16 protein-coding genes are annotated in these 13,659 nt (G+C 73.1%); 5 read left to right on the top strand and 11 right to left on the bottom strand.

Going from position 1 to position 13,659, the window contains the following annotated elements; all coding sequences use genetic code 11:
* Positions 1–173 precede the first annotated feature (173 nt).
* Together ABZY20_RS34770 and ABZY20_RS34775 are read right to left on the bottom strand one after the other, a co-directional pair.
* A complete protein-coding gene (locus tag ABZY20_RS34770; protein ID WP_356447126.1) occupies positions 174–662 on the bottom strand; it encodes a flavin reductase family protein in 489 nt (162 codons plus the stop codon).
* A 145-nt stretch (positions 663–807) separates the two neighbouring features.
* The gene (locus ABZY20_RS34775) at positions 808–1,533 is read right to left on the bottom strand and encodes a peptidoglycan-binding domain-containing protein (RefSeq protein ID WP_356447128.1); all 726 of its coding nucleotides are present in this window, start codon (positions 1,531–1,533) and stop codon (positions 808–810) included.
* A gap of 180 nt (positions 1,534–1,713) precedes the next feature.
* On the opposite strand from ABZY20_RS34775, the gene ABZY20_RS34780 reads away from it, so the two are divergent.
* Together ABZY20_RS34780 and ABZY20_RS34785 are read left to right on the top strand one after the other, a co-directional pair.
* Complete coding sequence (locus ABZY20_RS34780) at positions 1,714–2,424, top strand: TetR family transcriptional regulator (protein ID WP_356447130.1); 711 nt, start codon at positions 1,714–1,716, stop codon at positions 2,422–2,424.
* A gap of 152 nt (positions 2,425–2,576) precedes the next feature.
* Positions 2,577–2,990, top strand: coding sequence for a zinc ribbon domain-containing protein (locus ABZY20_RS34785; protein ID WP_356447196.1), 414 nt, complete (start codon positions 2,577–2,579; stop codon positions 2,988–2,990).
* A gap of 7 nt (positions 2,991–2,997) precedes the next feature.
* On the opposite strand, the gene ABZY20_RS34790 is transcribed toward ABZY20_RS34785, so the two are convergent.
* The 3 genes from ABZY20_RS34790 to ABZY20_RS34800 form a co-directional block, all read right to left on the bottom strand.
* Entirely contained in the window at positions 2,998–3,186 is a 189-nt protein-coding gene (locus ABZY20_RS34790; RefSeq protein ID WP_356447132.1) for a hypothetical protein, read from the bottom strand.
* 65 nt (positions 3,187–3,251) lie between these two features.
* Positions 3,252–3,638 carry a PPOX class F420-dependent oxidoreductase gene (locus ABZY20_RS34795; protein WP_356447134.1) on the bottom strand — a complete coding sequence of 129 codons (387 nt, stop codon included), beginning with the start codon at positions 3,636–3,638 and terminating at the stop codon, positions 3,252–3,254.
* An 80-nt stretch (positions 3,639–3,718) separates the two neighbouring features.
* Positions 3,719–4,897, bottom strand: coding sequence for an aminotransferase class I/II-fold pyridoxal phosphate-dependent enzyme (locus ABZY20_RS34800; protein ID WP_356447135.1), 1,179 nt, complete (start codon positions 4,895–4,897; stop codon positions 3,719–3,721).
* 24 nt (positions 4,898–4,921) lie between these two features.
* Here ABZY20_RS34800 and ABZY20_RS34805 point away from each other — a divergent pair, with 24 nt between their 5' ends.
* Together ABZY20_RS34805 and ABZY20_RS34810 are read left to right on the top strand one after the other, a co-directional pair.
* Positions 4,922–5,911 carry a hypothetical protein gene (locus ABZY20_RS34805; RefSeq protein ID WP_356447137.1) on the top strand — a complete coding sequence of 330 codons (990 nt, stop codon included), beginning with the start codon at positions 4,922–4,924 and terminating at the stop codon, positions 5,909–5,911.
* 159 nt (positions 5,912–6,070) lie between these two features.
* Complete coding sequence (locus ABZY20_RS34810; protein WP_356447139.1) at positions 6,071–7,423, top strand: S1 family peptidase; 1,353 nt, start codon at positions 6,071–6,073, stop codon at positions 7,421–7,423.
* Positions 7,424–7,463: 40 nt separating this feature from the next.
* Here the strand turns inward: ABZY20_RS34810 and ABZY20_RS34815 are convergent, their stop codons facing one another.
* The 5 genes from ABZY20_RS34815 to ABZY20_RS34835 form a co-directional block, all read right to left on the bottom strand.
* On the bottom strand, positions 7,464–7,649 hold the full coding sequence (locus ABZY20_RS34815; protein WP_356447141.1) for a hypothetical protein: 186 nt from the start codon (positions 7,647–7,649) through the stop codon (positions 7,464–7,466).
* A 170-nt stretch (positions 7,650–7,819) separates the two neighbouring features.
* A complete protein-coding gene (locus ABZY20_RS34820; RefSeq protein ID WP_356447143.1) occupies positions 7,820–8,515 on the bottom strand; it encodes a L,D-transpeptidase in 696 nt (231 codons plus the stop codon).
* Positions 8,516–8,657: 142 nt separating this feature from the next.
* Positions 8,658–9,572 (bottom strand): SDR family oxidoreductase, encoded by a 915-nt coding sequence (locus tag ABZY20_RS34825; protein WP_356447144.1) that lies wholly within the window; start codon positions 9,570–9,572, stop codon positions 8,658–8,660.
* Positions 9,573–9,661: 89 nt separating this feature from the next.
* Positions 9,662–10,291, bottom strand: coding sequence for an MBL fold metallo-hydrolase (locus ABZY20_RS34830; RefSeq protein WP_356447146.1), 630 nt, complete (start codon positions 10,289–10,291; stop codon positions 9,662–9,664).
* Positions 10,291–11,376, bottom strand: a complete 1,086-nt coding sequence (locus tag ABZY20_RS34835; RefSeq protein WP_356447147.1) for an S-(hydroxymethyl)mycothiol dehydrogenase — start codon at positions 11,374–11,376, stop codon at positions 10,291–10,293. The genes ABZY20_RS34830 and ABZY20_RS34835 overlap by 1 nt, the downstream gene beginning before the upstream one ends.
* A gap of 163 nt (positions 11,377–11,539) precedes the next feature.
* Here ABZY20_RS34835 and ABZY20_RS34840 point away from each other — a divergent pair, with 163 nt between their 5' ends.
* Positions 11,540–13,294, top strand: coding sequence for an ABC transporter ATP-binding protein (locus tag ABZY20_RS34840; protein WP_356447149.1), 1,755 nt, complete (start codon positions 11,540–11,542; stop codon positions 13,292–13,294).
* Between the two features lie 59 nt (positions 13,295–13,353).
* Here ABZY20_RS34840 and ABZY20_RS34845 read toward each other — a convergent pair whose 3' ends face one another.
* On the bottom strand, positions 13,354–13,641 hold the full coding sequence (locus ABZY20_RS34845; protein WP_356447151.1) for a hypothetical protein: 288 nt from the start codon (positions 13,639–13,641) through the stop codon (positions 13,354–13,356).
* Between the last annotated feature and the right edge of the window lie 18 nt (positions 13,642–13,659).

The raw sequence follows: 13,659 nt of genomic DNA on the forward strand, positions 1-13,659 counted from the left end.
CAGGACGGGCAGGACCAGGCCGGGGATGCGGGAGCCGTTCATGGGGTTGGCCTTCGGTTCGCGGCGGAGCGGGCGGCCCGTGCGCCGCCCCCGCCCAGGGTGCGGCAGCGCGGGCCCGCGGCTGCCGTGCTTTTCCGAGCTGTTGCCGGGCGTTCGACGGCCGGGGGGCGACGTCAGTCGACCGGGTGACCGGGTGCGATGTCGACGGTGTCGGAGAGGCGCAGCAGGGGACCGTCGCAGGACGTGCGCGCACCCCACTCGACCGGGTCGAGGACGAAGCCGATGTGGTCGCCGCCGCCGCAGCGCGTCAGGATCCGGCCGACGAACCAGGCCGCCGCGTCCTCCAGCACGAGGGCCCCGCCGTACGCCTCGCGCAGCCGTACGTCCCGGAACTTGTCCTCCTCGTCGCCGGTGTGGCCGCCGAACAGCTCGGCGAGGCCGTGCTGTTCGCGGGTGAGCAGGTGCACGGCGAGGACCTCGGCGGTGCGGGCCACCCGGAAGGTGTGGTTGAGCTCGGACAGCCAGACCACGAACCGCACGGGCCGTAGCGAGCACTGCGAGGCGAATCCGACCAGGCAGCCGGCCCGTTCCCCTCGCGCGGCGGCCGTGACGAGGCACATGTCGGGGTTCAGCCGGTCGACGAACTCGTCCATGCCCGCCATGGTCGCATCACTGCCGCGGCCGGGCGACGCGCGGCACCGACCGCCCCGCGGTCGACACCGGCGCGCGGCACCGACCGCCCCCGCGGGCGACACCGGCGAGCGCGGTGCCGGACACCCCGTGGTGCCGGTCAGCCCGTGGTGCCGGTCAGCCGGTGACCGGTGCCGTGCGGGACTCCAGTGCGGCGCGGGTGTCGTTGCCGTAGACGCCCGTCTCGTCGCCGCGGATGCCGTACCAGAGCTGGAAGCGGGCGACCGCCGCGGTGAGCGTCGGGTCGTAGCGGCCGCTGGTGGAGCCGTCGCGGTAGACGTCGGGGATGCGCAGCAGGCGTTCCTGGAGTTCGGTCACCTCGGGCCCGGTGGCTCCCTCGCGCAGGGTGCCGGCGCCGTCGGGGTCCACGGGCGCGGTCGCGGGCGGGGTGGGCGTGGGTTCGGGGGCGGCGGCGGACGGTGTGGGCCGGGGGGCGGGTGCGGCGTCGTCCTCGGTGGTCCCGCTCTCCCGGAGCAGCAGCGCGCCGCCGAAGCCGATCACCGCGGCGGCCACGACGGCCAGGGCGACGGCGGCGCGGCGCAGTCCGCTTCCGGGGCGCCCGGCGCGGTCCCCTCCGTGGGAGGGGGCGTGGAAGGGTCCGTGGGTGGGACCGGGTGAGGGGGCGACGGGCGGCAGTTCCTGGGTGAGGGCCTCGGAGCCGGCCGGCGGCCTCGGCAGGGCAACGGACTCGTAGCCGCCGGGTGCGCCGGCCGCGCGGTCCGTCTCCTCGTGGTACTCCCGCATCAGCTCCGCGAGCGCGTCGGTGCGGCGCGGCCGCAGGACGCGGATGGGTTCGAGGGGCGGGCCGTCGTGCGGCCGCCCGGGCCCGGACGGTGTCGACACGCTGCTCTCCTTCCGTCCGGGCGCGCGGGTGCCCGACGTCGAGGATCGTCCTGCCGCTAGATACGCGGCCGGGGCGCAGGCGACTCAACGGGGGTCCGGCCGGCGCCGGAGAGCACTCAGTACCTCCTGAACAGTGCACTGAGTGCCATGTGGGGCCCTCCGGGTGCTACGTTCGCGCTCATGAGCTCCGAGAAAGCCGACGCGGGCAACGGGAAGCCGCCCATGCGGGACGCCCTGGTCGCGGCGGCGTTCCAGCTGTTCCTGGAGCGGGGGTACGAGCAGACCACCGTCGACGACATCGTGGCGCTCGCCGGGGTGGGGCGGCGCTCGTTCTTCCGCTACTTCCCCTCCAAGGAGGACGTGGTCTTCCCCGACCACGAGCGGTGCCTGGCCGACATGACGGCCTTCCTGGCCGCCGGCACGGACGACGACGAGCCCGTGCGGCGGGTGTGCGACGCGGCCCGGCTCGTGCTGCGCATGTACGCGGAGAACCCGACCTTCTCCGTGCAGCGCTACCGCCTCACCAAGGAGGTCCCCGGGCTGCGCGCCTACGAACTGTCGGTGGTGTGGCGCTACGAGCGCGCCCTCGCCGCGTATCTGCGCCGGCGTTTCGCGGCCCGCCGGGACGGGACGCTCCAGGCCGACGTGATCGCGGCGGCCGTGGTCGCGGCGCACAACAACGCGCTGCGCTCCTGGCTGCGTTCGGACGGGCGGGGCGAGGCGGACGCCGCGGTGGACCACGCGCTGGCGTACGTGCAGTCCTCGTTCGGGGACGTGCCGGCGCCTCCGGCCGGGGAGGAGCCCGACGACGTGGTGGTCGTGGTCTCGCGGCGCGGGGCGCCGCTGTGGCGGGTGGTGCAGGAGATCGAGTCGACGCTGGGGCGCGGCTGAGCCTCCGCATTTTGAGGGTACGGAGTGCCTTTACGAGTGGCACTGAGTGCCATACTCTGTGCTGCGTGCACGGTGGCACGGCGAACCGCGCACCCGTGTGCGCGGTCGCCCGCGCCCACGGATTTCCGGCCGAGTGCAGGGAGTTGACCAGCGTGTACCACCCCTCAGGAAGCGTCGCTCAGCAGGCAGCCGGCCCCGCGACGGGTCTCCTCGACCCGAAGGGCGCGGACAGGGACGCCCTCCTCTTCCAGCGCTGCACCTGGTGCGGCACCGCCATGTACCACCGGCTGCTGTGCCCCGTCTGCCGGGGTGCCGATCTGCGCACCGAACGCAGCGAGGGCACGGGCACGGTGCGCCACTCCACGGTGGTGCACCGCAACACGCCCGCGGCGCGCAACGTGTCCCTGGTCGAGATGACCGAGGGCTTCATCGTGCGCGGCCGGGTGATGGGCCCGCCGATCGGCATCCACAGCGGCGACCGCGTACGGCTGTCCACCGCCAAGGACCCGGTACGGGGCGAGCCGGTCTTCCAGTTGCTGGACGAGCCGTACCGGGCCTGGAGCTGACGGAGCCTCAGGCGGTCGCCAAGTCCGTGAACAGGGTGCCGGTGCGCACGGGCCGTCCGGTCTCGAAGCTCCGGTCGGCCGCCAGGCCCACGGTCAGGGCCGGCGCTCCGTCGCGTGCGGTGGCCGCCGCACGGGTCACCGCCGCGGAGCCCGTCGGCCGGTCCGGGCCGACGGGGCCGGGCAGCGCGTCGCGCATGCGCGGGTCGCCGCCGTGGGCCTCGTGGGCGACGCCGAGCCCCGAGGGAAAGTGCTTGCCGGATCTCAGGGTGTGAGGGTGATCCGGATGCCCACGGTGCCGTCGAGGCCCCGGCGCAGCCGGCTGCCCAGCAGGGTCAGCCGGCCCATGACGCCGTACTTGCGGGCGAGCAGCCGCCGGTAGCGCGCGGTGGTCGCGGGGTCGCAGATCTCCGCCGTCGCGGGTACCTGGTCCCCGGTGGGGTTGCCGCGCAGGTCGCAGGGCCCGACCAGGACGTCGGGACGGTTGCGGATCCGCTTGACCTTCCAGGAGTCGGCCGCGGTCCAGGCGCCGAGCGCGTCCCCGTCGCGCACCACCCAGACGGGGGTGGACACCGGCGTACCGTTCTTGCGGTAGCTCGTGACCAGCAGGTACTTGCCTTCGCCCAGCTTGTCCAGCGCGGTTGTGTCCATGACGGGCAGTCTACGTTTCCGGCACGCAGTCCCGACGGCAGGCCGCTGTGGCGACAGGGGCGGGGAGGGCGGGCCGGTGCTCAGCCCACCGCCGCCGCCATCCTCCGTACCGCCTCCGTGATCACCTCCGGCGAGGTCGCCAGGTTGAGGCGGACGTGGCCGGTGCCGCCGGTGCCGAAGGGGATCCCGGAGTTCAGGGCGACGCGGCCGCGGTGCAGGAAGGTCTCGGCCGGGTCGTCGCCGAGTCCGAGTGCGCGGCAGTCGAGCCAGGCGAGGTAGGTGGCGTCGCCCGGGCGGTAGCGGATCGCGGGCAGGTGCTCGGCCAGCAGTTCCGCGAGCAGCCGCCGGTTGGCGTCGAGGCCGGTCAGCAGGTCGTCCAGCCAGGCGCCGCCGTCGCGCAGGGCGGCGGTGTGGGCGAGGATGCCGACATGGCTCGGGCCGTGCCCGACCTCCTCGGGCATCCGGGCCAGGTCGGCGGCGGAGTCCGGCCCGGCGATCGCCAGGGCCGCCTTGAGCCCGGCCAGGTTCCACGCCTTCGACGCCGACATCAGGGACAGGCCGCGCCCACCGCCCGGCACGCTCAGATACGGCACGAAGCCCGCGCCGCCCACCACGAGCGGCGCGTGGATCTCGTCGGCGACGACCCGCACACCGTGCCGCCCGGCGAGCGCGGCCACGGCGGTCAGTTCCTCGGCCGTGTGCACGGTGCCGGTCGGGTTGTGCGGGCTGCACAGCAGATACGCGGCCCGCCGCCCGTCCGCGACGACCCGCCGGAACGTCCCCTCCAGGACGTCGAGGTCGATCCGCCCCTCCGGCCCGAGCGGGGCCTCCACCACCCGCCGGTCCAGGTGCGCGACGAAGTCGTAGAACGGCGGGTAGACCGGCGGGTTGACGACCACCGCGTCCCCGGGCCCGGTGACCAGCTTCAGCATCTCGACGACGCCCAGCATGACGTCCGGCACGATCGCGGTGCGCTCCACGGCGATCCCGTCCCAGTCCCACCGCTTCGCCGCGAAGGCGGCCAGCGCCTCGGCGTAGGCGGTACCGGCCGGGTAGCCGGTGTCGCCGAGCTCCATCGCGCGGGTGACGGCACGGACGACGGGTCCGGCGAGCGGCACGTCCATCTCGGCCACCCACAGCGGCAGCACGTCCTGGGGATAGGTGCGCCACTTCATGCTCGTACGCCTACGGAGGTCATCGAGCGAGAGGGCCTGCAGAGGATTCGGTTCACCGGACGTCTCGTGCGGGATCCTGGTCATGGGCACACGATAGGGGGCCGTGCAGTGAGCGGGAATCTTGCCGACGGGGAGCGGGCAGGGGCGGCGCGTCCCTGCCTGGAGATCGCCTGCGACGAGTCCGGGTCGGACGGGGAGAACCTCACCGGCGGCAACACGGACGTGTTCGCACACGCCAGTGTGTCGCTGTCCGTGACGGCCGCCGCGGCGGCGGTACGGGAGACCCGGGACCGGATCCGGTCCCCTGCGGAGGAGTACAAGGCGAACCATCTGCTGCGGGAGAAGCACCGCGCGGTGCTGGAGTGGCTGCTGGCGACGGACGGGCCGATCCACGGGCGGGCGCGGGTGCACCTGATGGAGAAGACGTACTTCGTGGTGGACCGGGCCGTGAGCCTGCTGCTGGACGACCCGGAGGGGGCCGTCACCCTGTTCCGGGAGGGCCGCCGGACGTTCGGGGAGGAGGGCTGGCGGGCGTTCCTGGACGCGGCCAACCGGCTGCTGCGGGTCCGCCCCAACGGGGACCCGGTCGAGATCTTCTACGGCACGGCCGACTCCCTCGCCCGCGCCCATCCGGGGACGGACGCGGCGCGGATCCTGGAGCGGCTGGCCGCGACCCGGCCGCGTGCCGAGTCCTACCGGGCGGGGTGCGCGGACGGCCCGCCCCTGATCCCCGTGCTCAACCCGCTGCTCCCGGCGATCGTGCGGACCGCCGCGCTCTGGAGCGGCGACGGCCGGCCGGTGACGCTGGTGCACGACCGGCAGAACATGCTCACCCCGGACCGCATCGCCTGGATCGAGCAGACGGCGCGCCGGGCCGGGGTGGGGCTGGCCGGGGTGCGGCTGGTCGTCGCACGGGACGACGCGCGTGTGCAGGTGGCGGACTTCCTCGCCGGGATCGCCCGCAAGATCGCATCCGACGAGCTGAACGGGCGCGCGGACCCGGCCCTGACCGCCCTGCTGCGGCCCTACGTCGATCCGGCCTCGGTCTGGGGCGACGCGCGCAGCCGGGCCCTGCTCGCCGACCCGGTCGCCGGCTGACGGCTCACGGCTCACGGCTCACGGCTGACGGCTCACGGCTGAAGAGATCACTCCTGCGGTGAACACCGCGCGCCTGCGCCCCGTATGGGAGGAAGGGCACTCGATTCGACGGGGGTCCCGCGGTGTTCGAAGCGTGATGTTCGGGTTCGGGAGCCATGCATGAGGCACGCACGACGACGGGTCGTCCGGCGAGTGACACGGCTGGCGGCCGTCGGCGGACTCCTCCTCGGAGGAGCGATGGTCACCACCGCCGTGGCGAGCGAGCCCCCGGGACCGTCCATCGGCGTGCCGTACACCGCGCCACCGGCGGCGGGCAAGGGGACGGACCTCGTGTCGCGGCTGGGGTCCACGCGTACGGCGGGCAGCTGGGTCGACTCGGCCGGGCGGCCGGTCGTCGCGGTCACCGACGAACGGGCGGCGGCGGAGGTCGAGCGCGCCGGGGCCCGGGCGAAGATGGTCCGCCACAGCATGAGCGACCTCAAGTCCGCGACGGCTACGCTGCGTTCGGCGCCGAGGGTGCCCGGGACCTCGTGGGCGCTGGACTACAAGAACAACGCGGTGGTGGTCCGGGGCGACGAGACCGTCTCCGCCTCCGACTGGTCGCGGCTGACCGAGGTCGCCGAGAGCATCGGCGGCTTCGTGCGCATGGAGCGCACCGAGGGCACGTTCACGACGCGGCTCAACGGCGCGCAGCCGATCCTGTCGACCGCCGGGCGCTGTTCGGCGGGCTTCAACGTCACCGACGGCACGAGCGACTACATCCTCACGGCCGGGCACTGCGGACCCGACGGTTCGGACTGGTTCGCCGACGACCGGGGCCGGGAGCAGGTCGGCACCTCGCTCCGGGGGAGCTTCCCCGGAGACGACTACTCCCTGGTGAAGTACGACGGCGGCCGCGCGGGCAAGGGCGCTGACGTGGTGTCGATCGGAGACGGCAAGGGCGTGCGGATCACGGGCCTGGCCGATCCGGAGGTCGGGCAGAGGATCTTCCGCAGCGGCAGCACGAGCGGTCTGCGCGAGGGTGAGGTGACCGCGCTCAACGCCACGGTCAACTACCCCGAGGGCACGGTCACCGGCCTCATCGAGACCGACGTGTGCGCCGAACCGGGCGACAGCGGCGGCCCGATGTTCGCCGACGGCATCGCGCTCGGCGTGACCTCGGGCGGCAGCGGCGACTGCACGGCGGGCGGGACGACGTTCTTCCAGCCGGTGACGAAGGCGCTGACCGAATTGAAGGTCAAGCTGATCGTGTCCAAGCAGACCGGCGGCACCGGAGCCGCGCCCGCGCCGTCGGCGTCGCAGGGTGCGGCGGCGGCCTCGCCCGGCTCCTCGGTGCCGGTGACGGGCGAGGACGTCTCGTCGCTGGTGAACCGTCTCGCCGACCCGCGCAACGTCGGCCCGGGCCTGCTCGTCATCGCGGGCAGTCTCCTCGCGCTGGTGGCCACCCGGTGGATCCGGGCGGAGCAGGACCGCAAGGCGTACCGGCAGCACTACTCGGCCACTTGGGGATGAGGGAGGGGCGCGCGGGGCGCGGCCGGACTCCGTCTGGGGGTCAGGCCGCCGGCGACGACTGCGGGGCCGCGGTGGCCCACTCCATGACGAGGCGCTGGTACTCCTCGCGCTGCTCGACGCTCAGTGTCCCGCCCGACCGGCGCCACAGCGCGCGGATCTCCTCGTTGACCTCGTCAGCCGATCGCTCGGAAGAGGTTTCAACAGTGGTGGACATGTTGTGAAGCATACGTCGCCCAAGGTGAAGACGATGTGAGTAATCACGAGGAAATCGGGCATTCCGGACAGTGTTGCTGATCACGTCCATCTGCCGGTAAACGTGAGCCTGTTCACGTCTCCCGCTCCCCGGTGACGGGCCTCATACGGGCCCGTCACCGGGGATTCGGAGGGAGCAAGGGATCAGGTGCCCGGCTTGCGGCCGTACACGAAGACGTCGTCGCCCTTCTTCAGCAGCGACCAGTACTTCTTGGCGTCGGTCTTGGTCATGTTGACGCAGCCGTGCGAGCCCGGCGGGTTCCACATGCTGACGCCGACCGAGTGGAAGGCCTGGCCGCCGTCGAAGAACTGGGCGTACGGCATCGGCACGTCGTAGATGGTCGACACGTGGTCGATGTTGCGCCAGTAGACCTTCTTCAGGCCGGTGCGCGTCTCGTAGCCGTCACGGCCGGTGCGGACCGGGACGGGGCCGTAGACGAGCTTCTTGCCGTCCTGGATCCAGCTCAGCTGGAGCGTCAGGTTCACACAGGCGATCCGGCCCTTGTTCACCGGGCACTTGCCGTCCTTGTTGGGATTGCTCCCGACGGCCTTCTGCTTCTGCATCAGGTCCATCACCCCCCAGGTGATGGGACCGGCGTAGCCGATGTTCGGGGAGATGCCGTGCTTGGTCTGGAAGGCGCGGATCGCCTTGCAGTCGGCGGCGGACTGCTTGCCGTCGACCGGGCGGCCGAGGAACTTCTCCACCTGCTTCTGGTACGGGCCGGTCTGCGTGGTGCAGCTCGCGGCCTGCGCCGGCGTGGCACCGAGCGCGAGCGTGAGCGGAGCCACGAGTCCGGTGATCCCGAGTGCGACGGCGCCCCGTCTGCGTACGTCCCCCATGGTGGGTCCTGCCTTTTCGCGGAAGTGGTCACATGGTTGCGATCCCTGCCACCTAGACGGACGGGCGGCCGCTTCGGTTGTGCGGCCGGCGGGGGTTGGGACGAATCAGTGACATTTCCCACCGTGGGCGGAAGCGTACGGGTCAGCGGTAGCCGGTCGTGTCGGCGGGCTTGCCCGCGTCCTGGACCTCGACCAGGTAGCGCCAGGCGTCCGGGCGGCTGCCGTCGAGGTCGGTGAAGCCGTACTCCCGGGCGAGGCCGCCGCTGGACAGGGAGCGGCCGTTGAAGCGCGCCACGTCCGGGTCGGCGGCGAGGGCGGCGACGGCCCGGCCGACGTAGCGCGGGGTCTCCGAGATGGCGAAGTGCGGGACCTGCTCCAGGGCGTCGCGCCAGTTGTCCTCCCGCACCCCGAAGCCCTCCAGCATGATCTCCGAACGCATCCAGCCGGGGGTGAGGGCGACGGCGGTGGCACCGCGCGGTCCGAGTTCGTGCCCCAGGGCGAAGGCCATGCGCAGGACGGAGGCCTTGGCGAGGTCGTAGAAGAAGTTCACGCGGTAGGTGCCGGCGTTGTAGTCGGCGGTGCCGTCGGTGACCTCGACGACCAGGCCGCCGGGACGGCGCAGCAGCAGCGGCAGGGCGTGGTGGCTGGTGACGGCGTGCGTCTCGACGGCGAGCCGGAGCAGGCGCAGGCCGTTGTCGAGGTCGTGCTCCCACAGCGGGGCGTCCCACTCGAAGAGCTTCTCGCCGCCCCAGATGTCGTTGACGAGGACGTCGAGGCGGCCCCGCTCCTCCGCGATGCGGTCGACCAGGGCGCGCACCTGCGCGGGGTCGAGGTGGTCGGTGGGGACGGCGATGCCCCGGCCGCCCGCCTCGGTGACCAGGTCGGCGGTGTCCTCGATGGTCTCCGGGCGGTCGTACTCCGAGCGGCGGGCGCGGGTGGTGCGGCCGGTGACGTAGACGGTGGCGCCGGCCGCGCCGAGTTCCACGGCGATCCCCCGCCCCGCGCCCCGGGTCGCTCCCGCGACCAGTGCGACCTTGCCCTCGAGTGAAGCTGACATGTCCGGCCTCCCGTGCCCTCGACTGTGTGCCGCTCTCAGGGTGCCGGGGAAGCCGGACATCTTCTGTCGCCTTTTACGGGCGACACGGATCAGTGCCCCCGGGCGATCCACTCCTGGAGGTGCGGGGCCTCCGCGCCGATGGTCGTGGAGTCGCCGTGGCCGGTGCGCACCTCGGTCCCGGGCGGCAGGGTGAGCAGCCGGTCGCGGATCGAGTCGATGATCGTCGGGAAGTGCGAGAAGGAACGGCCGGTGGCGCCGGGGCCGCCCTGGAAGAGCGTGTCGCCGGTGAAGACGGTGCCCAGTCCCGGGTCGTACAGGCAGACGGCACCCGGCGCGTGCCCCGGGGTGTGGATCACCCGCAGGTCGGCGCCGCCGGCCTCGATGACCTGGCCGTCGGCCAGCCAGGCGTCGGGCTCGCGGTCCGGGTGGGTCTGCTTCCACAGCGGCAGGTCGTCGCGGTGCAGCCAGATGGTGGCGCCGGTGCGGTCGGCGAGCGCGGGGGCGGCGTCGATGTGGTCGTTGTGGGCGTGGGTGCACACGATCGCGGTCAGCCGGCGGTCGCCGACGGCCTCGGCGATGGCGTCGGCGTCGTGGGCGGCGTCGATGACGACCGCCTCGTGGTCGTCGCCGACGATCCAGACGTTGTTGTCGACATCCCAGGTGCCGCCGTCGAGGGTGAACTGCCCGGAGGTGACGAGGTGTTCGATACGGGTCGTCATCACAGCACCACCACCGAGCGCAGCACGTCGCCCTGGTGCATCCGCTCGAACGCCTTCTCCACCTCGCCCAGCCCGATGGTCTCGGTGACGAAGGCGCCCAGGTCCAGGCGTCCCTGCAGATGCAGGTCGATCAGCATGGGGAAGTCGCGGGAGGGCAGGCAGTCCCCGTACCAGCTGGACTTCAGCGCCCCGCCGCGGCCGAACACGTCGAGCAGGGGCAGTTCGAGCTTCATCTCCGGGGTGGGGACACCGACGAGGACGACCGTGCCGGCGAGGTCACGGGCGTAGAACGCCTGCTTGTAGGTCTCCGGGCGGCCCACGGCCTCGATGACGACGTCGGCGCCGAAGCCGCCGGTCAGTTCGCGGATGGCCTCGACGGGGTCGGTCGTGCGCGAGTTGACGGTGTGGGTGGCGCCCATGGAGCGGGCCGTCTCGAGCTTGCGGTCGTCGATGTCGACGGCGATGATCGTCGCCGCCCCGGCCAGGCGGGACCCGGCGACGGCCGCGTCACCGACACCGCCGCAGCCGATGACGGCGACCGAGTCGCCGCGGCCCACGTCGCCGGTGTTGATCGCGGCGCCGATGCCGGCCATGACACCGCAGCCCAGCAGCCCGGCCACCTGCGGCGCGACCGCCGGGTCGACCTTGGTGCACTGCCCGGCCGCGACCAGCGTCTTGTCGGCGAACGCGCCGATGCCGAGGGCCGGGGAAAGCTCGGTGCCGTCCGTCAGGGTCATCTTCTGCCGGGCGTTGTGGGTGTCGAAGCAGTACCAGGGCCGTCCGCGCAGACAGGCCCGGCACCTGCCGCACACCGCGCGCCAGTTGAGGATCACGAAGTCGCCGGGCGCCACGTCGGTGACGCCGTCGCCGACCTCCTCGACCACGCCCGCGGCCTCGTGGCCGAGCAGGAACGGGAAGTCGTCGTTGATGGCGCCCTGCTTGTAGTGCAGGTCGGTGTGGCAGACCCCGCAGGCCTGGACGCGCACGACGGCCTCGCCGGGGCCGGGGTCGGGCACGACGATGGTCTCGATCCGCACCGGCTCGTCCTTGCCTGGTGCGATCACACCGCGTACTTCCTGGGCCATGCGCTGACTCCTTCGTCGGCCGGGGGTCCGTTCCCTCCCGACCCTACGCGCGACTGATCGGTAACGGGCGCGGACCGGCCACCTGCCGCTACCCGAAAAGGGCAGGCCGCACGGGTCGGCACCGACGTAGCCTGAACGCTCCGCCCGACGCCGAAGGAGCGACGTGAGCATCGCAGAGACCGAGACCGCCGCGCCCGCCTGGCGACTGCTCCTCGGATACGTACGCCCGCACCGCTGGGCGCTGGCCGCCGGCGCCGTGCTGTCGCTGGTCACCGGGGCGACCGGGCTGCTGCTGCCGCTCGTGGCGCAAGGGCTGATCGACGACCTGTCGCACGACCGCGCCATCACGGGCGCGCTGCTGGCGATGTCGGCCCTGGTCGTGGCCAACGCCGCGGTGGGGGCGCTGGGTTCGTACGTGCTGCAGCGCACCGCCGAGTCGGTCGTGCTCGGCGCGCGGCGGGCGCTGTCGTCGTATCTGCTGCGGCTGCGCATCACGGCCGTGGACCGCAGCGAGCCCGGGGACCTGATGGCCCGCATCACCTCCGACACGACCCTGCTGCGCGCGGTCACCACCGACTCGCTGGTCGGTCTCGGCACGGGCGGGCTCACGCTCGTGGCGACGGTGGTGATGATGGGCCTGGTGGACGCCGTGCTGCTGGGCGTCACGCTGGCGGTGATCCTGGGCGCGGGCGTGGTCCTCGGTGTGATCGTGCCGCGCATCAACAAGGCGAGCCGGCGGGCACAGGACGCGGTGGGGGTGATGGGTGCCTCGCTGGAGCGGATCCTCGGCGCGCTGCGCACGGTGAAGGCGTCCGGCGCCGAGCACCGCGAGGAGATCACGCTGCACGAGGCGGCGCAGGAGTCGTGGCGGCAGAGCGTGCGGGCCGCCAAGTGGTCGGCCGCCGCGGGCAACACGGCGGGGCTGGCCATGCAGATCGCGTTCATCACGGTGCTCGCGGTGGGCGGCGCGCGGGTGGCGACCGGCGCGGTCGACGTGGGCACGCTGGTGGCGTTCCTGCTGTACGTCTTCTACCTGATGTCGCCGATACAGCAGGTCGTCGGCGCCGTCACGCAGTACCAGACGGGCGCCGCGGCCCTCACCCGCATCCAGGAGGCGCTGCGGCTGCCCGCCGAGCCGGCCGTCTCCCACGCGCCGCTGCCCGCCACCGGCGCCCGGCCCGCGGAACTGGCCTTCGAGGACGTCCGCTTCCGCTACGCCGACGATCTGCCCCACGTCCACCACGGGGTGACGTTCACCGTGCCCGCCCAGGGCATGACGGCGTTCGTGGGCCCGTCCGGGGCGGGCAAGACCACCGTCTTCTCGCTGATCGAGCGGTTCTACGACCCCGACTCCGGGGTGATCACGCTCGACGGCCGGGACCTGGCCGACTGGGACCTGACCGCCCTGCGCGCCGCCATCGGCTACGTGGAGCAGGACGCGCCGGTGCTGTCGGGCTCCCTGCGGGACAACCTGCTGCTGGGCAACCCGGAGGCGGACGAGAGCGCCCTCACGGGGGTGCTGAAGACCACCCGGCTCGACGGGCTGGTGGACCGGCTGCCGAACGGTCTCGACACGCTCGTCGGGCACCGCGGCACCAAGCTGTCCGGCGGCGAGCGGCAGCGCGTCGCCATCGCCCGGGCGCTGCTGCGGCGCCCGAGGCTGCTGCTGCTCGACGAGGCGACCTCGCAGCTGGACGCGGTGAACGAGGCGGCGCTGCGCGACACGGTCGCCGACGTGGCCCGCACGACCACGGTGCTCGTGGTGGCGCACCGGCTGTCGACGGTGACGATGGCCGACCGGATCGTCGTGATGGACGCGGGCCGGGTGCGGGCCGTCGGCACCCACCGTGAGCTGGTGACCGCCGATCCGCTCTACGCCGAGCTGGCGGCGACGCAGTTCCTGGCCGCGGCGGACTGAGCGCCCCGGCATGCGTGAGGGCCGCCCCGGCCGGGGCGGCCCTCGGCGCGTTGCGGCCGTCAGCGCACGTTGGGGACGAAACCGAAGACCGGGGAGACCAGTCCGGCGACCTGGTTCAGCTGCTTGAGGTCGTTGAGGCGGTTGAGCCCGGCCAGCTGGGAGGACGGCCGCGGGATCTCGTCCTTGTGCGCGGCGGGGATGTCGCTCACGGCCAGCGAGTCGAGTGCGGAGACCGGGCTGAGCCGGCTCTTCGCCTCCGCGTCGGCCGCCTGCGCCATCGGGGCGGCGAGGCCGGTGACACCCACGGCGAGACCAACGGCGGCGGCGATACGTCGTGTTGAGATCATGCCCAGCGCAACGCGGGC

Source organism: Streptomyces sp. NPDC006624 (genome assembly GCF_040611555.1).
GTDB lineage: Bacteria > Actinomycetota > Actinomycetes > Streptomycetales > Streptomycetaceae > Streptomyces.

Coding starts and splice junctions, on each gene's coding strand:
- ABZY20_RS34770 (WP_356447126.1), bottom strand. CDS start 662: ATGGCGGGCATGGACGAGTTCGTCGACCGGCTGAACCCCGACATGTGC.
- ABZY20_RS34780 (WP_356447130.1), top strand. CDS start 1,714: ATGAGCTCCGAGAAAGCCGACGCGGGCAACGGGAAGCCGCCCATGCGG.
- ABZY20_RS34790 (WP_356447132.1), bottom strand. CDS start 3,186: ATGCGCGACGCGCTGCCCGGCCCCGTCGGCCCGGACCGGCCGACGGGC.
- ABZY20_RS34795 (WP_356447134.1), bottom strand. CDS start 3,638: ATGGACACAACCGCGCTGGACAAGCTGGGCGAAGGCAAGTACCTGCTG.
- ABZY20_RS34800 (WP_356447135.1), bottom strand. CDS start 4,897: ATGACCAGGATCCCGCACGAGACGTCCGGTGAACCGAATCCTCTGCAG.
- ABZY20_RS34810 (WP_356447139.1), top strand. CDS start 6,071: ATGAGGCACGCACGACGACGGGTCGTCCGGCGAGTGACACGGCTGGCG.
- ABZY20_RS34815 (WP_356447141.1), bottom strand. CDS start 7,649: ATGCTTCACAACATGTCCACCACTGTTGAAACCTCTTCCGAGCGATCG.
- ABZY20_RS34820 (WP_356447143.1), bottom strand. CDS start 8,515: ATGGGGGACGTACGCAGACGGGGCGCCGTCGCACTCGGGATCACCGGA.
- ABZY20_RS34825 (WP_356447144.1), bottom strand. CDS start 9,572: ATGTCAGCTTCACTCGAGGGCAAGGTCGCACTGGTCGCGGGAGCGACC.
- ABZY20_RS34830 (WP_356447146.1), bottom strand. CDS start 10,291: ATGACGACCCGTATCGAACACCTCGTCACCTCCGGGCAGTTCACCCTC.
- ABZY20_RS34835 (WP_356447147.1), bottom strand. CDS start 11,376: ATGGCCCAGGAAGTACGCGGTGTGATCGCACCAGGCAAGGACGAGCCG.
- ABZY20_RS34845 (WP_356447151.1), bottom strand. CDS start 13,641: ATGATCTCAACACGACGTATCGCCGCCGCCGTTGGTCTCGCCGTGGGT.